The organism is Streptomyces sclerotialus (genome assembly GCF_040907265.1).
Lineage (GTDB): Bacteria > Actinomycetota > Actinomycetes > Streptomycetales > Streptomycetaceae > Streptomyces > Streptomyces sclerotialus.
On record NZ_JBFOHP010000002.1, the window covers coordinates 27,260 to 47,103 of the forward strand.

The 19,844-nt window shown below is 69.5% G+C and carries 15 protein-coding genes; 8 read left to right on the forward strand and 7 right to left on the reverse strand.

Going from position 1 to position 19,844, the window contains the following annotated elements; translation table 11 throughout:
* Positions 1 to 415 precede the first annotated feature (415 nt).
* Positions 416 to 1,060 (reverse strand): TetR/AcrR family transcriptional regulator, encoded by a 645-nt coding sequence (locus tag AAC944_RS00220; RefSeq protein ID WP_030622671.1) that lies wholly within the window; start codon positions 1,058 to 1,060, stop codon positions 416 to 418.
* 165 nt (positions 1,061 to 1,225) lie between these two features.
* Here AAC944_RS00220 and AAC944_RS00225 point away from each other — a divergent pair, with 165 nt between their 5' ends.
* A complete protein-coding gene (locus tag AAC944_RS00225; RefSeq protein ID WP_030622673.1) occupies positions 1,226 to 2,191 on the forward strand; it encodes a zinc-dependent alcohol dehydrogenase family protein in 966 nt (321 codons plus the stop codon).
* 355 nt (positions 2,192 to 2,546) lie between these two features.
* On the opposite strand, the gene AAC944_RS00230 is transcribed toward AAC944_RS00225, so the two are convergent.
* Complete coding sequence (locus AAC944_RS00230) at positions 2,547 to 3,725, reverse strand: GDSL-type esterase/lipase family protein (protein WP_030622675.1); 1,179 nt, start codon at positions 3,723 to 3,725, stop codon at positions 2,547 to 2,549.
* Positions 3,726 to 4,146: 421 nt separating this feature from the next.
* Between AAC944_RS00230 and AAC944_RS00235 the strand changes: the two genes are divergently transcribed.
* On the forward strand, positions 4,147 to 5,346 hold the full coding sequence (locus AAC944_RS00235) for an FAD-dependent monooxygenase (RefSeq protein ID WP_030622677.1): 1,200 nt from the start codon (positions 4,147 to 4,149) through the stop codon (positions 5,344 to 5,346).
* A gap of 68 nt (positions 5,347 to 5,414) precedes the next feature.
* On the opposite strand, the gene AAC944_RS00240 is transcribed toward AAC944_RS00235, so the two are convergent.
* On the reverse strand, positions 5,415 to 5,861 hold the full coding sequence (locus AAC944_RS00240) for a type II toxin-antitoxin system prevent-host-death family antitoxin (RefSeq protein ID WP_030622686.1): 447 nt from the start codon (positions 5,859 to 5,861) through the stop codon (positions 5,415 to 5,417).
* A 542-nt stretch (positions 5,862 to 6,403) separates the two neighbouring features.
* The gene (locus tag AAC944_RS00245; protein ID WP_030622688.1) at positions 6,404 to 6,925 is read right to left on the reverse strand and encodes an AAA family ATPase; all 522 of its coding nucleotides are present in this window, start codon (positions 6,923 to 6,925) and stop codon (positions 6,404 to 6,406) included.
* Between the two features lie 885 nt (positions 6,926 to 7,810).
* Here AAC944_RS00245 and AAC944_RS00250 point away from each other — a divergent pair.
* Genes AAC944_RS00250 through AAC944_RS00265 form a run of 4 tightly spaced genes read left to right on the forward strand, consistent with a single transcriptional unit; the run spans position 7,811 to position 12,728 of the window.
* Complete coding sequence (locus AAC944_RS00250; protein WP_196943298.1) at positions 7,811 to 9,115, forward strand: polysaccharide biosynthesis protein; 1,305 nt, start codon at positions 7,811 to 7,813, stop codon at positions 9,113 to 9,115.
* A 6-nt stretch (positions 9,116 to 9,121) separates the two neighbouring features.
* The gene (locus tag AAC944_RS00255; protein ID WP_051872309.1) at positions 9,122 to 10,279 is read left to right on the forward strand and encodes a glycosyltransferase family 2 protein; all 1,158 of its coding nucleotides are present in this window, start codon (positions 9,122 to 9,124) and stop codon (positions 10,277 to 10,279) included.
* Complete coding sequence (locus AAC944_RS00260; RefSeq protein ID WP_078888911.1) at positions 10,276 to 11,280, forward strand: LppY/LpqO family protein; 1,005 nt, start codon at positions 10,276 to 10,278, stop codon at positions 11,278 to 11,280. Before AAC944_RS00255 ends, AAC944_RS00260 begins: the two co-directional genes overlap by 4 nt.
* Complete coding sequence (locus tag AAC944_RS00265; protein ID WP_030622696.1) at positions 11,277 to 12,728, forward strand: FAD-binding oxidoreductase; 1,452 nt, start codon at positions 11,277 to 11,279, stop codon at positions 12,726 to 12,728. The genes AAC944_RS00260 and AAC944_RS00265 overlap by 4 nt, the downstream gene beginning before the upstream one ends.
* A 153-nt stretch (positions 12,729 to 12,881) precedes the next feature.
* Here AAC944_RS00265 and AAC944_RS00270 read toward each other — a convergent pair whose 3' ends face one another.
* Positions 12,882 to 13,130 (reverse strand): hypothetical protein, encoded by a 249-nt coding sequence (locus tag AAC944_RS00270; protein ID WP_196943299.1) that lies wholly within the window; start codon positions 13,128 to 13,130, stop codon positions 12,882 to 12,884.
* A 177-nt stretch (positions 13,131 to 13,307) separates the two neighbouring features.
* The gene (locus tag AAC944_RS00275) at positions 13,308 to 13,445 is read right to left on the reverse strand and encodes a hypothetical protein (RefSeq protein WP_196943311.1); all 138 of its coding nucleotides are present in this window, start codon (positions 13,443 to 13,445) and stop codon (positions 13,308 to 13,310) included.
* A 652-nt stretch (positions 13,446 to 14,097) separates the two neighbouring features.
* Here AAC944_RS00275 and AAC944_RS00280 point away from each other — a divergent pair.
* Positions 14,098 to 16,599, forward strand: coding sequence for an ATP-binding protein (locus AAC944_RS00280; RefSeq protein ID WP_051872311.1), 2,502 nt, complete (start codon positions 14,098 to 14,100; stop codon positions 16,597 to 16,599).
* Positions 16,600 to 17,249: 650 nt separating this feature from the next.
* On the opposite strand, the gene AAC944_RS00285 is transcribed toward AAC944_RS00280, so the two are convergent.
* Positions 17,250 to 18,137 (reverse strand): LysR family transcriptional regulator, encoded by an 888-nt coding sequence (locus tag AAC944_RS00285; protein ID WP_030622703.1) that lies wholly within the window; start codon positions 18,135 to 18,137, stop codon positions 17,250 to 17,252.
* 91 nt (positions 18,138 to 18,228) lie between these two features.
* Here AAC944_RS00285 and AAC944_RS00290 point away from each other — a divergent pair, with 91 nt between their 5' ends.
* Positions 18,229 to 19,092 (forward strand): PhzF family phenazine biosynthesis isomerase, encoded by an 864-nt coding sequence (locus AAC944_RS00290; protein WP_030622705.1) that lies wholly within the window; start codon positions 18,229 to 18,231, stop codon positions 19,090 to 19,092.
* Positions 19,093 to 19,844 lie beyond the last annotated feature (752 nt).

Genomic DNA, 19,844 nt, shown 5'->3' on the forward strand with positions numbered 1-19,844 from the left:
ACTCCGCAGAGATCAGCAGTCTCGTCTCAGGCGGACTACCGGGGAACTCTGTCACTGCCCCCGTGCTGTCCGTATTCGGCTGACGGTACACCCCGAACTCTGCCAGAACCGCTGCTCGCAGCTGCCGGCCTTTTGCTCGCCCGTCCGGAGACCAGAAGTGCGGGGGCATGCGCCAAGCGACGTTCTGGCATCCGTGGTACGCGTAGTGCGCTGCCTCCCGGCGGCTCCAGCCAAGCCGCCTGTCCCGACCGCGCCCGGGTCCCCCTCACGGTGGCCATCGCCCATACGCGCGAGCCGGCGTAGGGGGTGCATCGTGGGCGTGCACTCCTCCATTGAGTCTTGTCCAACCTGGCTGCGGCAGGGCCCCGATACGGCTGTCGGCCTGCACGGATCGGCAGTCCTCCTGGTAGCGGGCTCACGGCGTGCTGGGCGAGTGCGTGAGTTGCAGGCGTGGAGCCGGTGGCAGCGGCGCAGGGGCTCCCTCCTCCGGTACGGCGCGGAACGCCTCGATCACATAGGCCGCGAAGCGGCGGGAGGCTGTGATCCGGGCGGCACGCGGCGTGTCTTGGAGGCCCCGGTGGGCCATGAGCATGAGGATCAGGTCGTCGACGACGAAGCCGGGGCGGAGCCGGCCCGACTCCTGGGCACGGCGCGCCAGTTCGGCGACCGCGCGCAGAGTCCGCTCCCGGTCGGCGGCGAAGTCCATGGCCTCGGGGAATTCCCTCATGAAGGCGTCGGCGAATCCCCGGCTGTGCGCGTGGAGTTCGCAGATCCGCTCGACCAGGCTCCGGAATCCGTGCCACGGGTCCGAGTCCGCGAGGGCGTCGCTGACGGCGGCATGGCAGGCTCGCCGCTGCTCGGCGAAGGTCTCCACGATCAGGTCCTGCTTGGTCGGGAAGTGCCGGTACAGCGTGGCGGGGCCGACGCCTGCGTGCCGGGCGACCTCGCGCATGGGCGCACTCAGGCCCTCCTCGCCGAACACCGCGCGGGCGGAATCCAGGATACGGGCCCGGTTGTCGCGGGCGTCGGAGCGCACGGTCCGAGGCAAGTGGCCGGTCATCGTCTCTCACTTTACTCAACCGGACGGGGGCGTCCGTTACGTTCCGATGGCGGTGGCACCACCCCGCCCCGGCGCTCTGCCGGTGACGCCCCGGCTGCGGGGCCGACTCGACGCCCACGACCGCAACAGCCGCGGTCCGTCCCACCACCGACCCGAGGAGCAGCGATGAAAGCCGTCGTCATCAGGACGTTCGGAGACCCCGACGGCCTGGAGGTCGTCGACCTGCCCGTGCCCGTTCCTGCCCCGGGGCAGGTGCAAATAGCGACGGAGGCGATCGGGGTGGGCGGCGTGGACGCCATGATCCGCCGGGACACGCTCGCCGCGTACGGCTTCCGGGAGGGCCATCTCCTCGGCAGCGAGGTGGCGGGAAGGGTCACCGCGGTGGGAGAGGGCGTGGACGCCTCGTGGCTCGGGCGGCGGGTGTGGGCATTCACCGGATTGTCCGGTGGGTACGCCGAGCAGGCCGTCACCGCGGTCGAGGACGTCCTTCCCCTGCCCGACGGCCTGACCGGCGCCGATGCGGTGACTCTCGGCGGCTCCGGCGTGGTCGCCCACTTCGCCCTGGACCGGGCCCGTTTCCTCCCCGGCGAAACGGTGCTGGTGCGCGGTGCGGCGGGCAGCATCGGGATCACGGCCGTCCAGCTCGCAGCCAAAGGCGGCGCGGGCGCCGTGGCGGTCACCACCTCATCGGCGGAGCGTGGCGCCCGCCTGCGGGACCTGGGCGCGTCCCATGTCCTCGACCGCTCCGGCGAGGGCGGCGGTCCGGACGCGCCGACGGGCTTCGACGTGGTGATCGATGTCGTAGCGGGACCCCAGCTGTCCCCCTTCCTGGACAAGTTGAACTCCAACGGGCGGTATGTGGCTGTCGGTCTGGTCGGTGGACAGCCGCCGGCGGACTTCGGCGTGCGCCTGATGGGCGCCTTCCGCAGGTCGCTGTCGTTCGCCACCTTCAGCTCCGACACCGTGCCCGGCCCCGACCGGCAGACCGTACGGTCATCCCAGTTCGCCGATGCCGCACACGGGAACCTGCGCACGGTCGTGCACGAGGTGCTGCCGCTGGACCAGGCGGTGCTGGCCCACCGCGAAATGGATGCGGGCAAGGTGTTCGGCAGGGTCGTGCTGGCACCCTGAGCCCGGCACGAATTCGCGGCTCCAGGTAACGGAACGGGACCCGCTCGGGTCGTGGCCGACGCCCACCGCCGACTGTCGCCACCGCCAGCGGCCGGGCACGTACGTGGCATGGTCGATCACCGCTGTCTTCGCCCGGCGTCAGCACGCGGGCGCCTCGGGGCAGCGCCCGTACCGCTGCACGCCGAGCCTCGGACAGGGCGAGTAGGCCGGACAAGTAGCGCAGGGTCGCGCTGGACAGATCGATTGCCGAGGGATGGACAAGTACGCGAAGCGCCTGCCGATCGGTCAGGTCGGAAGCGGCTCCTTATCAGCACCGGTCGCCCGGCGATGGCGGTCTGCGTGACCGCGAATGTGGTCAGCCGGTCTTGGTGGCGAAAGGACCGCCGTCGCCGAACGCAAGCCGCCCGAAGTTCTCGCCGATGCGGCGGTGTCCTGCCGTATCAGGGTGGACCTCGTCCGGCATGGGAAATTGTGCGTAGTCCCGCTCGCCGTACAGATCACGGCCGTCGAGGTAGTGCAGGTTCGCATCGTGAGCCGCCCGCTGTTCGACGATCCGGGCGAGTTCATCACGGATGACGTTGAGTGTCAGGCGCCCGGCGGCGCGTTCGGCCGGATCACCGGTGGCCCTGAATCGCACGGTCCCGCCGTCGAAATCGGGGCCGAGCGGGCCTGGGGTGTCTTCGTGGATCGGACAGAGGACGGGAGACACAACCAGCAGCGGCGTGGTCGGATGCCCCTCGCGGATGGTGTCGAGGAAACCGTGGACCGCAGGGGCGAAGGCGCGCAGGCGCATGGCGTCGGCGGTGACGACATTGATGCCCACCTTGACGCTGATCAGGTCGGCAGGGGTGTCCCGCATCGCACGGGCGGTGAACGCATCCAGCAGTGCACTGCCGCCGAACCCCATGTTGACCAGCTCCACGTCGCCTTGGGCGGCTGCCAGGGCCGGCCAGATGGCGGTCGGGTGGGTGGCGTTCGAGCCGTGGCTGATGGAACTGCCATGGTGCAGCCACACCCTGCGCCCGCTGTCCGGTACCGGCTCGACAGGGGCGTCGGTGCGCAGGGCGATCAGCTCGGTGATCTCCGTATGCGGGAGCCAGATCTCAACGTCCTTGTCCACCGCCGGCAGACCGGTGAACCGGGCGGTGCCGGCAGGCCCCTCCGACAGCTCGGAGGACTGGGTGAACATGTCGGTGACCGTGCGCACGTTTCCGCCGGCCACCGTGGCCTGAGCAGCGAGACGGCCGTCGACCAGCAGGTCGTACACGCCGTCCGCCGGAGCCGGGAAACCCGGGTAGACCCGCTTGGTGGGCAGCGTGTCCAGCTCGACCGTGGTGGCCCGGGTGCGGAAAACCACCCGCACGCCGGAGGACTGGGCCTCGGATACGGCCAGCATGTCGTCAGGGATCTGCCGGCGCGCCCAGGCGGGCAGCCGATGCGGCAGCAGACCGTGCACAGTCGCTTCCACATCGAGTGAACCGCGCAGGATGTCGACGGTGACAGGTGTGGTGATCGTGGCGTGCTCAGTATTCATCGCTTCCACCTGGATCAGCGTTTCGGGAGTACGAAGATGCGCCGGTGCCGGCGCGGGGACCGTATCCGGTGGTGTGTCCCTCATCCGGTCAGGGCGTGGTCCGGTTCCGGAGCTGAGCGTCGAGGGAATCCGCGCTCCAGACCCAGGATTGCTGTGCGCCGGGGATGCTGGAAGCCTCCGGCCGACTCCGGGCTGACGGACGTCAGGGCGCGGGGGTGCCTCTGTTTCGTCGGACGGTTGGTGGTGGGAGCGCGGGGGGGTCCGGGAGGGAGTGTGTATGCCGGTGGTGGGTGCATGGCGGTGCGGGGGCTGGGGTGCTGGGGGCGGTAGCGTCGGGTGTGGTGGAGAGGCTCGTCCCGCAGTGTTTTTCTGTGTGGTGACTCCCTGCCCTCTTGCCGAGCACGAATGAAGGAGCACTGTGGTGGGGACCATCGAGACCCAGGTGGCTGTCGTCGGTGCCGGGCCTGCGGGCCTGACGCTGGCGACGCTGCTGCACGAGCGGGGTGTGGACTGTGTAGTGGTGGACAAGTTCGACCATGAGCAGCTGGTGGCCCGGGCCCGGGCCGGTTTTCTGGAGCGCCGTACCGTGCAGCTGCTGGACCGTTTGGGGCGTTCGAAGCGGTTGCGTGCCGAGGGGCTGCCGCACACCGCGTGCGAGTTCCGGTATGACGGTGAGGTGGTGCGGCTGGATTACGGGGAGCTGTGCGGTGACGCGCCGAGCTTTGTGTATCCGCAGCAGGAGGTGGTGGCCGATCTGCTGGAGGGGTATCAGGCGGCGGGTGGATCTGTGCTGCTGGGACACCCTGTGGTCGGTCTGGGCGATGAGCGGGGGCTGCCGGTGGTGCGGTGTGCGGAGGGCACAGTGGTGCGAGCCGAGGTGGTGGTGGAGGCGGCCGGTCAGTACGGTCCGGTGCGCGGCGCCCTGCCTGCTGAGGCGTTCACCGAGTACGACGTGCGGCACGGTGTTCGGCTGCTGGGTGTGCTGGCGCAGACGCCGCCTTTCGCGCCGCATACCGTCTACGGCCAGCACGGCGACGGGTTCGCAGGGCAGATGCTGCGTTCGCCGGAGGTGACGCGCCTGTACGTGGAGGTGGCCGAGGGCGAGGGCGTGGCGGACTGGCCTGAGGAGCGGTTGTGGCGGGAGCTGGAGGGCCGGCTGGCACTGCCGCCGGGGGTGCTGCGGCGGGGGCCGGTGCTGGAGCGGTCGCTGGTGGAGATGCGGACGCGGGTGGTGGAGCCCATGCATCTGGGGCGGGTGGCGCTGGTGGGGGATGCGGCGCACATCGTGCCACCGTCCGGTGGAAAGGGGATGAACCTGGCCATGGCCGATGCGGCCGATCTCGCGGTCGCCCTGGGCCGGTACTTCTGTGGTGGTGCCGGTGGGGAGGTGGGCGAGGTGCTGGCGGCCTACTCGCGGCGGCGCCTGGCCGATGTGTGGCAGGTGCAGGAGTTCAGCCACTTCATGCTGCATCTCCAGCACGGTCCGCGGCCCGGTACCCCGGATGCGGAGTATCTGGAGCGGCTGCGACGGGCCCGGCTGTTCCGGCTGCGGGAGGATCCGGCCTACGCGCGTGCCTTTCTGGAGCGTTACATGGGGCCGGAGCTCGCGCCGGAGATCTGAAACCCGCGGGTACGGGAGGGCCTCTTCATCCGGTTCCGGGGGTGCCGCGGGGGTGGCTTCTGGGGCGGTCAGGCGTCCGGTGGCGGGGACTGCCGGGCGAGGAACTCGGCAAATGCCGCGCTCTGTTGGGGGCTCATCCGGCCCTGCCGGCCGATCCTCGCAAGGTCTTGCAGGCGGTCGAACTCGGCGGCCGGCAGCAGGACGGCGACCGCCACGCCGTCATCCTGGGTGAAGGTGATGCCCTCGCCGTCCGTGTGGGCGTGTCTGAGGAAGGGCCCGGCCTTCATCGGCGCACGCATAACGGCTTCGTCGTCCGTCTTCGGCAGCCGGTCGGCGACCGGCGCGCCGTGGCCGGCGGCGGCCTGCTCGTCCAGTTCGGTCAGTTCCGCCGCCGGCAGGAGGACGGCGGCCGGTTCGCCGCCGGCGGTGAGCGTCAGGCGCCGGCCGGTGTCGTGCACCCGGCGTACCAGGGCGGCGAAGTCGGCCACGGCCTCCGCCATCTCCACGCTGCTCATGTCCGTGAACCTACCGGAAGAGCTGGAGGGGCGGTGCGCAGGTACAGGTGGCTCGTACCGGGCATGGTCGCCGCCCAGCCGGGGCCCTGCTGGAGCGGATATGAGAGGTCATCGCCGCCTGCGTTTCTCCGATGCGCGGGGCGCTCGCGGGGCTCGGAGGGTGCGGCGGCCGGCGAAAGGCGGGGGGCTAGCGCAAAGGAACGCATCGACAGTGCGAAGGAGCGGGTCGGCAGTGCGAAAGATCGGGGCGGCAGTGTGGCCTGATACGGATGCCTCGCGCCGCGCCGACGTTCCTTGCCAACGTTCCCTGCCAACGTTCCTTGTCAACCGGTTCCCTGCCCGGAGAAGAGGCCTTTCACCGTCGTCCCCGTCCTCGCCCTCGTACCCGTCCTTGCACCCGGGGGCCTTTCGTCTTCCTTTCAAGAAGAGGACACCGCGTGCTGGGCTGGAGCGGGCCCTGGCGAAGCCTGGTGGCGCTGCTCAACACCAAAAAGGGCGTTCTCTGTGGCGACCTGCGTCTGTTTTCGTGTGGCGGGCGGACCTCAGCTCTTGACGGCCTCTGCGATCTGCACAGCCGCCTGCGCGGGGGTGAGGTGTGTGGTGTCGACGACCTCGGCCGCGTCGTGCAGCCACGTACGGGCCGCCTCGGCATAGGGCTGGAGGTACGCCAGGCGGAACGGGGAGGGGCCAAGGACAGTGTCCCCCTCGATGCGCCCGCGGAGGGTGCCTTGGTCAGCGTGTAGGACGAAGTGCCGTACAGGGATGGCGTGTTGGGCGAGGCCCGTGCTGATCTCGCGCCAGTACTGCTCGACCAGGACCGTCATGGGCACCACCAACGTGCCGCCGGTGTAGTCAAGGACGCGGCGGGCGGTCTCAACGACGAGGGGCCGCCACGGCGGCCAGTGCTGGAAATTGTCCGTCGCAGGCAGCCCCGGCGTGATGTCCATGAGTGTCTCGCCGACCTTCTCGGCATCGAACACCCGTGAATCCGGGAGCAGAGCCGGCAGGAGTGCACTGGTCGTCGTCTTGCCCGCGCCGTGGGTGCCGTTGAGCCATACGATCACACACCCCACGCTAGCGCGGTGCAAGGTCATGACGTACGGACACCGCAGAAAACCAGCACGGTGACTCCGTTGCTCGGCAGGCCACCGCGCGGCCACCCAGCGAGAGGTGCGGACCGTATGGAAGGACAGCCCGACCTCCTCAGCGGACCAGCGGACCAGCGGACCAGCGGATCAGCGAAGCAGCGAAGCAGCGAAGCAGCGAAGGAACCGTAACAACGGGACGGTCTCCAGCGCCGCCTCACTCACTGCGAGCTGACACCGCGTCATGGCGTTCGCTGCTTCACCGCGTTCGTCACCAGCTCATCGAACCGGATGCGCAGCACGTTGCCGACCGACCATCTGGGCCCCGGTTCTCACCCCTCACGAACCGAAGCGCCGGCCCTTGCCGAACGGGGAGGCCCCGGGTAGGACGGCTACTCAGAGCGGGCCCGCGATATCAGCGGACCGGAGCACGTCAGTGCGGGGGGAACTTCAGCAAGGTCGGCAGGGCGCTCACCGAGGGCCTTCACACCCCTCCGTCGCCGATCGCGACAGAGGAGGAGCAAACCCGCGTTCGGAACTCGAACGCGAGTACCATTTCCGGGCAGACCGGTCGAGTGAGGCATTTCGGCCGACACGCCTCCGCCATGGGGTCACCGCCGGACCGCCCCCGAGGCGGTTCATGGCCCCAACCTGCCTAAATGTCAGGAAAATATGCCAGCGGGAAGACGGAGCCTTCGGGCAGGTCATCCGCCGTCCGCGAGGCCAGACACGCAATCAGGCCGTTTATACGCTCGGAGCGCGGGTTACAGGTCGGCCTTGTCGGCTCCCCACATTTCGGAGCGGGCCACCAGCTCTTCACGGTCTTGCCCGGGAGCGGTGCACGACAAGGTGCAAGGACTGACTGTGTCGAAGACGACCCTTCCACGTGCCGCCGAACACTGTCGACCACCAGACGCCGAGACACTGCTCGCCCGGCCGTCCTGGCCTCTTCGTACCGGCGAGGAAGAGGCCCTGCTGCGCGGCAGGCGGGTCCTGGTGACCGGGGCCGGCGGCACCATCGGCGGCGCCCTCGCACGCAGAGCCGTCGACTGCGGGGCGGGCCCGGTCTTCCTGCTGGACCAGGACGAGTACGCCCTGCACAGCACGGTGCTGGCGCTGAACGGCAGGGGGTTCCACGAGGACGACCGTGCTCTGCTGGCGGACATCCGGGATGCGGCCAGGATGCAGCGGCTCTTCCGGCGGACCCGGCCGGAGATCGTCTACCACGCCGCCGCGCTGAAGCATCTGCCACTGCTGGAACGCAACCCGGCCGAAGCGGTCAAGACCAACGTGCTGGGCACCCAGAACCTGGTCGATGCCGCATTGCAGACAGGTGTCGAACGATTCACCCTCGTCTCCACCGATAAAGCTGCCGATCCGGCTTCGGTGCTCGGGGCGACGAAGCGTTTGGCCGAGGAGGTTCTACGGGCGGGCGCGGGGCAGGGTGCGCGACGCATCGCGTTCGCCTCGGTACGTTTCGGCAACGTCCTGGGCAGCCGTGGTTCCTTCCTCGGCACCGTGCTGGAGCAGCTGCGGCGTGGACTGCCGATCACGGTGACCGACCCCGAGGCGACCCGGTTCTTCATGTCCGTCTCGGAAGCCGTGTCCCTGCTGATCCAGGCATCGGCCATGGCGTCACATGGCGAGGTGTACTCACTGGACATGGGCGAACCGGTCCGGATCATCCAGCTCGTCGAGCGGCTGGCCGCCTTCCAGGGCATCAGCATGCCACCGGTCCGGGTCACCGGCCTGCAGCCGGGCGAGAAACTGCGCGAGGAGCTCGTCGGAACGCAGGAGCTGCGCAATCCAACCGCTCACCCACGCATCTGGAGCCTCGGCCTGAAGCCGGTACAGCCCGATCTGGCCCGGCGACTGGACGAACTGCGGGCCGCGGCCGAGCAGGGACACCGTAAGGCGCTCATCCGCACGCTCGGCGAACTCTTCGACACCTACCGGCCCCCGGCCGAGCCCCCTGCGCCACCGGCCGGCAGCACGACACCGGCACCATGGACGGCCATCCGGCCGACCGGCGGCACTGCACCGCGGAAGGAACCGCCCCGGGCCCGGCAGGAGCTGATCCACGAACCGGGCAGCGTCACCTCCGCTCCGGCCGCGGTGCGCCCGGAGCGCACCATGGCTCCCGCCCCGGCCGCAGCAGCGGAGTGGTGACCGGTCGTGCCGGCCGCCCTGCTGATCGCCATGGTGGTGCTCCCCGCTGCGGTGGCGGCCATCGATCTGCTGACGCCACTGTTCGCCGACCGGGAGCGCCTCGTCGACATCGGGCCGTGGACGCGGCCCTGCCAGGACTTCGAGGTCCTGGTGCCGATCTACGGAAGCATCTCGTACCTGGAGAACGTCGAGTTCCTGCGCCCCTACGGCAGTCGCGTGCTGCTGTGCACCACCGACTCCGAGACGGACGAGTTCTACACCGGTCTGATGTCGGTGGCTCGTGCGCACGGCTTCCGGGTGATGCGCCAGGAGGTCCGGGATGCCGGGCGGGTGACGGGCGGGCGTCGCCGGGTGTCCGGGACGGTGCGGGACTGTCTGATCAGGGAGGCCCTGCGCATCGTGCGAGCCCCGTACGAGGTCTGCATCGATGCGGACACCGTGACCAAGGAGCCGCTGGAGCTGCTGATGGGCGCTTTCCGGGACAGTGGCCGGGACTTCGCTTCGGTACGGTTGGTCCCGACCGGTACGCCCGGACTGCTGCTGCGGTTGCAGAGACACGAATACCGACTGGCCATGCGACGTCGGATGACCCACCCGTGGATGGTCTCCGGGGCCTGCCACATCGCGCGTACCGAGGCACACCTCGCCATCATGGAGCGGCACTCGTTGTTCTTCCAGGGCAACGACGTGGAGATGGGCCTGCTGGGTGACGCGCTGGGCTACACCTCCACGCATCTGCGCACCGAGGTGCTGACCACCGTACCGGACGAGCTGGGCCCTTGGCTGCGCCAGCGGCTTGCGTGGGCGGGCGGCGAGTTCCGGGTACTGGGCGTGAACGCCTTCGTGCTGCTCCGGCATCCGGGCGTGCTGCTGTACGGCCTGGGGATCACCATCGCGCTGACCCCGTGGCGGTGGAACTCCGTCGTGGCGTTCAGCTGGCCGCTGCTGTCCGTGTACCTGGTGTACGCGGGCATGCTGGCGGTGTGCGACCGGCGTCACCTGGACTGGACGTTGCTGTTCTATCCCCTCTACGCGGTGGTCAACGGGCTGGTACTGGTGCCCTTCGGGTGGATCTGGTACCTGAAGATGGCCGTTCAGGACAGGAATGCCGGTGTCATCCGGGTCGGTCCTCGTCCGGCAGCGGTCCGATCGGCCGGGCGATGACGATGAGGGCCGGCATCCGCTGGGGCGGGCTGCTGCTGGCGTTCGTCCTGTCCCTCGCCGCGGTGAGCGCGACCGCTTGGCACGACCGGGTTCCGGAGGCCGCACGCGGGCACGTGGGGCAGCCGCAGGCCGTGCCGGGGCACCACGCGCCGGGGCCGGACACCGGTCGTCCGGTACCCACCTCGTCCGCCGACTGGGACGAGGTGGGAAACCTCCTCGGCCGGCCGGGAAAGATCACGCCGGACAACCTCACCTACCGGGTCTTCTTTCCTCGCAGCGACCTCTCCGTCACCACCCTAGGCGTACAACTGGCCCTCGGCACGGACCTCACCAACTTCGCCGCCTTCACCGTGTACGCCGACGGCCAGGTGATGATGATGGGTGATCTGGTGGTGACCGAGCAGGAGTTGGAGCCGGTGATCGATGCCATCCAGGCTGGTGATTTCGCCCAGCACGGCATCCACAAGCACCTGCTCTCGTCCCGGCCCGCCCTGTGGTGGCTGCACTTCGACGGCATGGGCGGTGCCGGGTCACTCGCCCGGAGATTCATGTCCGTCCTGCGCGCCACCGGCACTCCCCTGGCCCCGACGCCCGCCGGGCGGCCGGTGACCGGCCTGGACACGGCAGGTATCAACACCGCCCTGGGATACAAGGGTTCCTCCCTTTTCGGTACCTACGTACTGGAACCCCCGCGTCGCGACACCTTCGCCCACCACCGCAGGGTGCTGCCTCCCGTCCCGGGCCCGGCGAGTTCACTGCGCTTCCAGCCCCTGCCGGGCGGCCGGGCACTGGCCAACGGGGACATCGCCGTACGGGAGCAAGAGGTGCAGCCCGTCCTCCGGGCCCTGCGTGCCGCTCGTATCACCGTGGTCAGCATGCACAATCACTTCCTGGACATCAGGCCCTCCTTGTACTTCACCCACTTCTGGGCCGTCGGTGACGAGGTGCGGCTGGCCCGGGTGTTGCGGAAGGTTCTCGACCGGACGAACAGCCCACGATGACGGGCCCGCCGTTCCTGGACGCCCTGCGCCGCGCGCTGCCCGGCCGGGTGCTCGGCCGGGACAACGTTCCCGGAGTCGACAACGGCCGAGTGCGGCTCACCCCCGCCTGTACCGTCCGCCCCGAGTCGGCCGAGGACATCGGGACGGCCCTGCGGTACGCGCGGGACGAGGGACTGCCGCTGACCGTACGGGGCGGTGGCCACAGCACCGCCGGGTACTGCCTCAACAGAACCGGCGTCGTCCTGGACATGTCGTCCATGCGGGGCGTACGGCTGGACGCCGACCGGCAGACCGTCCGGGTCGGCGGCGGGGCCCGCTGGCAGGACATCCACCCTCACCTGAGGGGCGACCGTCAGCGGCTCATTGCGGTCGGCTGCAGCAGCCCGCAGGTGGGGGTGGCGGGCGCGCTGCTGGGCGGCGGCTTGAGCTTCGCCTCCCGCGCACACGGCCTCGGCAGTGACAATGTCACCGCGATCGAACTGGTCCTGGCGGACGGGGCCCGCACTCGTGTCGAAGAGCACTCCATCAGCCCGGCCGACCGAGAGCTGTTCTGGGCCTGCCGCGGTGGCGGGGGAGGCAACTTCGGCGTCGTCACCGCCATGGAACTGCGTCTGCACCGACCACGAACGGAACGCATGTTCGGCGGCCAGATCGTCTTTCCGTTGCAGCGGGCACCGGACATCCTGCCCTTGTACGGCGAGTGGACCGCAGCACTGCCCGACACACTGGCGGCGTACCTCCACATCAGCAACCGGCGAGATACCCGCGAACGCACCCGGCGGCTGTGGGCCATGACGATCACGGTGATTCACGACGGCGTCCGCGAGGAGGCCACCGAGCTGCTGCGCCCTTTGCTGACCGCCGGACCACTCCAGGCATGGTCGGCGACGGCGCCCCTGCACGACTGGGAGGCCCGGGTGGGGGCCGCGTCCGCCGTCGCGCACCGGCTCGCCTACATCCGCTCCGGCGTCCTGCCGGCCCGGGCCTTCACCCCGGACTTCGTGGACACTGTCTGCGACTTCATGCCCCGGTCCCCCTCACCGGAGTCCTTCTTGCTCTGGGTCCACACCGGGGGCCGGATGGCGAGAGCCCCGGTCGCAGGCGCCTACCCGCACCGCAGCAGCGGTTCCGTCTACGAGCTGAAGTCCATCTGGCGGGACGAGACCGCCGCGCGGGCGAACGTGACCTGGGCGTACGACTTCGGCGAGGCGCTGCGGCCCCACGGCACCGGCGCCTACGTCAACCAGCACGATCCGCTGCTGACGGGCTGGCGCACGGCGTACCACGGCCCGCACTACGACCGGCTGGTCGCCGTCAAACGACGGGTCGACCCCGCCCGCGTTCTGCGCTTCCCGCAGGCCATCGGGTCCACCTACGAGCCTCCCGGTACCTCCCCTCCTGACCTGCATCTGCTGGATCCCGACCCCGCGCGCCTCCGTGGCCGGTGAGCTGCCCCTATCGTCCGCGAATGTCTGCCCCGCGCACCACACCCTGCTCGGTCTGCGGGACCGCGGTGCGTCTCTCAACCGGAGCCTTCCGCCCTCCGGTACGTCTTCGGCCGCCCGGCCGGGTGACCGGGTGACCGAAGGCGTGACCAGGGGTCATTCCGCCATATGAGCAGCGCCCATCGGGAACGGGATGACGCTCGCTCCGTTGTAGATGCCGCCTTTGCAGAGAGTCTCACGGGTGTAGGTGTTGCTGGACACGAGATGTCCGCCCCCAGTGATGCACTGGAGGGAGTCGACGGGATTGTCGTAGGGATCGGCGGACGCGCCGGGCGCGGCAGTGAGAGCCACGCCGACCGCGGTCACGGCCGCGACGGCGAAGGACACGAGACGTTGACGTTGCACAGGACCTCCAGGGTCCGGGAAGGGGTGTACCTTCCGCCTACGCTGCTGGGCCGCCGCCTTTGGTGCGCCCTGGACTCGTCCGTCCCAGTGACCGGACCAGGCTGACGCGGCTTCGAAGGCGGTGGTCAGGGTGTCGCCGGAGTGGCAGAAGCGGCAGCTCACGCCCGGGCCGGCAGGCTAGCCTGCGGTGTCCAGCAGTAGCCCGTCCAGCGGCCGGCCCATGAGCGCCGCGTACGTCCGGTGCGGCAGCGGGCCGGGCCCGAGGCGGGGCGTTGTGGTCGTGGCCGCAGCCCCGGCCGCGCAGCGGCTGCTCATCCCCGTTCACCCATCCAGCCTTCGCCCGTTCGGAGAGACGTCGGCACTGGTCTCGGCCACCGCCTCGGGCTGAACCAGGGGGCCATTCGGCGTGTCGTTGGTTCCCCCGCCCGCGCTGAACATACGCCCTGTGGTGAGCGACACCGGTCCCGGGAACTCGGACCTGGTTCCCCTTCATGGAGACGGGTGCGGCCGAGCCACCTCAACCAATCCGCGGCGCTTGACGATGACTCCGACCACGGAAGCGCGGACCACAGCGTTCGACTCTCGGCACGAGTGCGGTGAAGCTCCAGCTGGACGGCGGTGCGGTCTCCAGGGAACCGCTCTCACCTGACCCGTTGTGTGACGCTCGGACCCTGCCCCGTGGTAGGGGCCATGTCGTGTTCGGCGGCCCGTTCAAACTGATCACTACCCAGATTCGTCCATGCGTCTCGGCCTCTGCCACGACCTGGCTCAGCGCGCCATACTGATGGCACCGCAACACACTTCGGGAAAGCGCGTGGCGAGCCAACTGCACCGGTGGGCGCAACCGCCGCCGGAAGACGCGGCGTCACTTCGCCTTCTCGGTGCAACAGTCGTCGGCCCACTCACCGCGCGGATTTCTGGGATGCGGCCGGCGCAGGCATGACGTGCCGGTCCAGGAGCCACGGCGATGAACGGCGAGGACGACCTCCGACCTACGAGCCTGCGACAGGATGCGCGGGCCCAAGGCAGCGGTGAGGTGCAGCAGGCCGGCCGTGACCTGTTTCGGATCACCTATCTCGCGCCTGCCCCGTCACCACCGACGGCCCGGCAGTGCTTGCCGCGGGATACAGCCGCCTTCACCGGCCGCGACATCGAACTGAGGCAGCTGCTGGATGCTGCCGGACCGAACCACGTGGCAGCCGTCCATACGATCAGCGGCATGCCGGGCGTAGGGAAGACCGCCTTGGTCACCCGGGCCGCCCACCTGCTGGCCGACCGCTTCCCCGACGGCCAGTTCTTCGTCGCCCTCAAGGCCCATACCTCCGGCCAGTCTGCCGCCGATCCCGCCGATGTCCTCACCACACTGCTTACCGCCCTCGGCATCGCCCCCGGTCGCATTCCGCCGTCGCTGGAGGGCCGCGCCGCGCTGTGGCGCGACCGGCTCGCCGACAAGCGGGCGCTGCTCGTCCTGGACGACGCAGCCGACCATGCGCAGATTGAACCTCTGTTGCCTGGCACCTCTCATTGCCTGACGCTGATCACCAGTCGGCGCCGTCTCATCGCCCTGGACGACGCGGACTTCCTGCCGTTGGACGTCCTATCCGACGCCGAGGCCGTCTCCCTTTTCACCCGACTCGCGCACCGCTCCCCCACCGCCCTCGAGCAACGGGCGGTCAGCGACATCGTGACGTGGTGCGGCTGCTTGCCGCTTGCCGTCGTCCTGCTCGCCGGGCGTCTCGCCCATCACCCCACTTGGACCATCGAGCAGTTCGCCGCCGACTTCGCCGCCACCAGACACCGGCTGGCCGATCTCGGCGCAGGCGACCGTACAGCCGCCGCAGCCTTCGACATGTCCTACCGCGACCTGCCGGCCGGCCGCCAACGCGTCTTCCGCGCTTTGGGCCTGCTTCCCGGCCCGGAAACCGATGCCCACGCCACCGCCGCCCTCACCGGTCTCTCTGTGTCTCAGGCCCGCCACGAGTTAGAAGCCCTCTACACCGACCACCTTCTCGATGAACCCGCCCCCGGCCGCTACCGCCTCCACCACCTACTACGCACCTATGCCCTCGACCAAGCCAGGCACGACCGAGCCGAAGACCGCGAACAGGCCACCGAGCGACTCCTGAACTACTACGAACATGCCGCGGAGACCGCGGACCGCCATTTCGTACGTATGGCACGCTTTTGGGTTCCGCCCCCCTTCCGCCCCCTGGCCGCCATGCCAGACCTGACCACGCGCGAAAGGGCCCTTGACTGGATGCGTCAGGAGCTCCCCAACGTGCTGGCCTGCGTTGAGCACGCCGTCCTTCATGGACAGGACCGCCACGTCATCCGTCTCACTGCCGGCTTCGCTGCCTTCCTCTACTTGGAGGGACTGTGGCCGCAGGCCGTGAAACTGCACCAGGCTGCCGCGGACGCCGCCAACCGGACCGGCAACCGTCACGACGAGGCCATGGCGATGTGGCAGCTGAGCGTTATGACGTATCTGATGGGAGACAGGCTGGCGGTGGAAGAGGCGCTGGCGCGCGCGTTGACGCTGTTCCGTGAGGCGAATGATGCGCAAGGCGAGGCGTACGTCCTGTTTCTGCTGAGTATCGTCCGGTACGAGGCTGGGGATATGTCAGGGGCGTTCCCACTGCTGGGGCGCGCGCTGACCACCTTCGGTGAGCTCAAGGACCGCCAGGGCGAGGCATACGGGCGTCTGTTGCTGGGGTTGATGCGGCAGCGAACGGGTGAGCTCAGGGCGACCTTCCGGCTGCTGGAGGAATCCCTCACACTGTTCGGCGACGTCGGGGACCGCCTCGGCGAGGCCGTCGTCATCCTGGAACTAGGCCATGCACAGGCGCTGGTCGGCGATCTGCCGTTGGCGGCCGAGCTGGAGGAACAGGCCCTTGCGCTGACCCGCGACCTCGGCAGCCGGATCGGCGAAGCGTATGCCCTCTGCAACCTGGGCCACATACGTGCTCTGGCGGGTGACCCGTCCGCGGCAGCCCAGTTGCTGGAGCAGGCTGTGGCGCAGCTCCGCGATCTCGGCGATCGCCGAGGCGAGGCGCACGCTCTGGGGAACCTGGGCCACGTACGGCAGCTGGCCGGTGACCACTCAACGGCAACCCGACTACTGGAAGAAGCCCTGGCTCTGTCCCAGGAGCTCGGCAACCTCCATGAACAGGGCGAAGTACTCCTCCACATGGGTGCGCTGCGGGCCGAGACGGCCGGGGCCCTTGAAGCGCTCGATGTGTACCGGCAGGCGCTGCGGCTCGCGCGCCAAGTACGCAACCCTTTGCAAACAGCACGGGCACTGGAAGGCGCGGCCCGATGCCAAGTCGGTCACGGCGGCCATGAACCCGCGCTGGCCGACTTGCAGGAGGCAGTTTCGATCTATCAGCGCATCGGAGCTGCTGAAGCCGAACCGGCCGCCGAGTACCTGGCGACGCTGAGAACCCACATTCGCGGTGCTACCGACACCTAGTGAGGCATGTGCGAGCAGACGGTGCGGCAACCACAAGCCTCGAAGCCGGGCTTTGGACTCAGCTGACCCCTACGCTCGAACAACACGCTCACCGTTCCTCGACTTACCGCGACCCCGGCTGTGCCCCCCCGAAGCCTGTGAGCCAGAGCCGCACTGATGCGGCGTAACGTCCGACCAGAAGCGATGAGATGAGCACGGCGCGAAGGCGGCTGAGCGGTATCCACATGTGGACCAGCTGGCGAAGCCGGCCTTGTACATGCGGATTCCGTAGCGCTCGCGAACTTGCGCGCTTCCGTCCATGGTTGAGGCCGTGCGTGCGTTCCGCCGCTCACAGCGACAGCGCGGCGCTCATGTCCGGGCGAACGGCCGTGGACTTGCCCGGCTGGCGCGGTGACAGCTCGGCGGCAACAGGTCACCGCAGTGAACGGTATGCCTCTGGTGTTGTGGTGACCGTGGCCGCCGGAGAACCGCGCGCCCTGGAAGTCTCCGCCGCCGGAGGCAGCCCCGGTGAAGTTCAGGGAGCCCAGGAAGCCCAGGAAGCCCAGGCTGCGCCGCACCACATTGTCTCCGCCATGGGGCTTTGGAAGCGATCGCGAATAGTGCGGTTGATGGCGAGCCGGGCTTTCTCGCACGATGAGCGTCGCGCTCAGTTACCTGTGGAAGTGGCGTACGACTTGGGCTGCGACGGTGCGCGCCGCGCGGGAGGGGTGGCGGCGGCGGTGACGTGCCAGATGGATGGAGACATCGGGCAGGGAGGGGCCGGGTACTGCGGCGAGTCGGCCATCGCGCAGCGATTCGGTGACGTTGGCGCGCGGGAGAATGGTCAGGCCCAGTCCGGCTGCCACACAGGAGCGGGTCGCTTCGATGCCGCCGAATCGCGTCAGCCGGGGCTGGGCGCCGGCGACGGCCAGCAGACGTTGAGCGAGCCAGTCGCTGTAGGAGCAGCCTTGCTCGTGGAGGAAGAAGTTCTCCCGCGCCAGTTCCTGCCAGGTAGCGGGCTTTTCGCGGCCGGCGAGGGGATGGCTGGGGGCGCACAGCAGGACGAGGGGCTGGTCGGCGATGCGCTCAGCCGTGATCTCCGGGTGGTCGATCTCCTCCTCCAGCAGCAGAGCGCAGTCCAGTCCCCCTGCTCGCAGCCCTTCTATGGCAGAGGCGGTGCTGCACGGCTGCAGGTGTACCTCGATCTCCGGGTGGTGGCTGCGTAGCGCGGCGATCACGGTCGGCAGGTGGGCCGAGCACAGGGTCTCGCCGGCGCCCACCCTCACCGTTCCGGTGACCGGGCCGTCTTCGGTGGCGGCCGCTAGCAAGCGTGACTCGGCCTCCAGGACTTCTTCGGCCAGGGTGAGCATCCGTCGGCCGGCGTCTGTGAGCAGTGCGCCTCTGGCGAGTCGGTCGAAGAGCCGGGTGCCCAGCGTCTTCTCAAGGGCTTTGATCTGCACGGTGACCGTGGACTGCGCGAGCTGCAGTTCAGCGGCGGCACCGGTGAAGCTCCCCGCCCTCGCGAGTGCGGTGAAGGTCTGCAGCAGCCGGGTGTCCATGCCCGGATGCTAACAAGTCATTACGTTAGCCGATCGATCTCATGAGTAACTATCGTTGGTAATAATGTGGCGTGGGCAGGAGCATGAAGGCATGACTTCCTCAACGACTGTCACTGTCCTGCGCTACGCCGCGTTCACCTCCCATCCCGGCGGCGGAAACCCGGCCGGCGTCGTCCTCGATGCCGCGCCACTGGACGAGGAACAGATGCTGGCGATCGCCGCCGAGGTCGGATACTCCGAGACCGCCTTCCTCACCTCCCGGGACGAGCAGCGCCGCCGGTTCACACTGCGCTACTTCAGCCCCCTCGCCGAGGTCGCCTTCTGCGGCCACGCCACCGTTGCCGCGGCGGTGGCTCTCGCCGGCCGCATAGGCCCCGGTGACCTGGTCTTCGACACCCCGGCCGGCGAGATCGGCGTGGAGACCGTGGCCGATGGCCAGGGTGCTGTGCGGGCGACGCTCACCAGCGTCCCCACCCGGTCCCGTCCGGCGTCGGCCGCCGAAGTGGGCGCCGCGCTGTCAGCCCTGAGGTGGGACGCAGCCGACCTCGACCCGGCGCTGCCGCCGCACGTTGCCTTTGCCGGCAATGAACACCTGGTTCTCGCGGCCGGCTCCCGGGCCCGGCTGGCCGACCTGAACTACGACTTCGCAGCCCTCACCGGTGTCATGGAGACCTACGGCTGGACGACGGTGCACCTGGTCTGGCGCGAGAGCGATGACCGGTTCCACGCGCGGGACCCGTTCCCTGTCGGCGGCGTCACCGAGGACCCCGCCACCGGAGCAGCGGCAGCCGCGTTCGGAGGCTACCTGCGCACGCTCGGCCTGGCGCCCGCAGCTGGTGCGATCACTATCCGTCAGGGTGAGGACATGGGACGCCCCAGCGAACTGAGGGTCGAGGTGTCCCCACACGACGCCCGGATGCGCGTCACAGGCCATGCCGTCCCGATCGCCGAATGATGACTGCCGGACCGCGATACCGGTCCAAGGCACCGCCGAACTGGCGTCACGCCACGCAGGCGCCCCGATGAGGTCCCTCGCCGGAGCGCCGCCTCGATGAAGATCCTCGCCGGAGCGCCGCCTCGATGAAGATCCTCGCCGGGGCGCCGCCTCGATGAGGCCCCTCGCGGGGGGCGTCGTGGCGCGGATCCTGTCCGAGGACGGTCAGGCACGAAGCCGTGTTCCTCTGGACGGCCGGCCCACTGCCGCCGGCCTTCGGCCCGGGGGTACGCGAACAGTTCGCTTTCCTGTTCCTGGTGCGGGTCAGTCACTGCCGACATCTGGCGCCGGCTCGCTCCGACGGCCGGCCGCGTCCTCGAAGGCGGCTCGCACCCGGGCCACGTCCATGTCGTCCAGGTCGGCACCGCACTGGCGAAGCAGGCGTTGCACCTGACCGACACCGAAGCCACCGCCTGGGCCCCGGCGGCCCGTAGAGCACGATTGACGTAACCGAACTCGGGCACGCCGCGGGCCCTGGGATCAGCCACCGACACCTCTCCTCTCTCTTCACAGCCCGGCCAGGCCCAGGGGCGCGAGTGGCGTTGTCGAGGATGTCCGGGGCCGTGTCCTGCCCGTGGTCGGGCAGCTCCCGGATGTCCTGGCCGACCTTCGCGAACAGCCGGACCGCCCATGCCGCATCGCTCACAAGCGGGGCCCGAGGACGTCGTCCAGGACGCGGAAGTCGGAGTCGTCCCTGCCGGAGTCGAGGAAGA

Excerpts from the sequence above, each read along its gene's own strand:
- AAC944_RS00280 (WP_051872311.1), top strand. The coding sequence starts at position 14,098 with ATGAACGGCGAGGACGACCTCCGACCTACGAGCCTGCGACAGGATGCG.
- AAC944_RS00220 (WP_030622671.1), bottom strand. The coding sequence starts at position 1,060 with ATGACCGGCCACTTGCCTCGGACCGTGCGCTCCGACGCCCGCGACAAC.
- AAC944_RS00260 (WP_078888911.1), top strand. The coding sequence starts at position 10,276 with ATGACGATGAGGGCCGGCATCCGCTGGGGCGGGCTGCTGCTGGCGTTC.
- AAC944_RS00285 (WP_030622703.1), bottom strand. The coding sequence starts at position 18,137 with ATGGACACCCGGCTGCTGCAGACCTTCACCGCACTCGCGAGGGCGGGG.
- AAC944_RS00290 (WP_030622705.1), top strand. The coding sequence starts at position 18,229 with ATGACTTCCTCAACGACTGTCACTGTCCTGCGCTACGCCGCGTTCACC.
- AAC944_RS00230 (WP_030622675.1), bottom strand. The coding sequence starts at position 3,725 with ATGAATACTGAGCACGCCACGATCACCACACCTGTCACCGTCGACATC.
- AAC944_RS00225 (WP_030622673.1), top strand. The coding sequence starts at position 1,226 with ATGAAAGCCGTCGTCATCAGGACGTTCGGAGACCCCGACGGCCTGGAG.
- AAC944_RS00275 (WP_196943311.1), bottom strand. The coding sequence starts at position 13,445 with ATGAGCAGCCGCTGCGCGGCCGGGGCTGCGGCCACGACCACAACGCCC.
- AAC944_RS00265 (WP_030622696.1), top strand. The coding sequence starts at position 11,277 with ATGACGGGCCCGCCGTTCCTGGACGCCCTGCGCCGCGCGCTGCCCGGC.
- AAC944_RS00240 (WP_030622686.1), bottom strand. The coding sequence starts at position 5,861 with ATGAGCAGCGTGGAGATGGCGGAGGCCGTGGCCGACTTCGCCGCCCTG.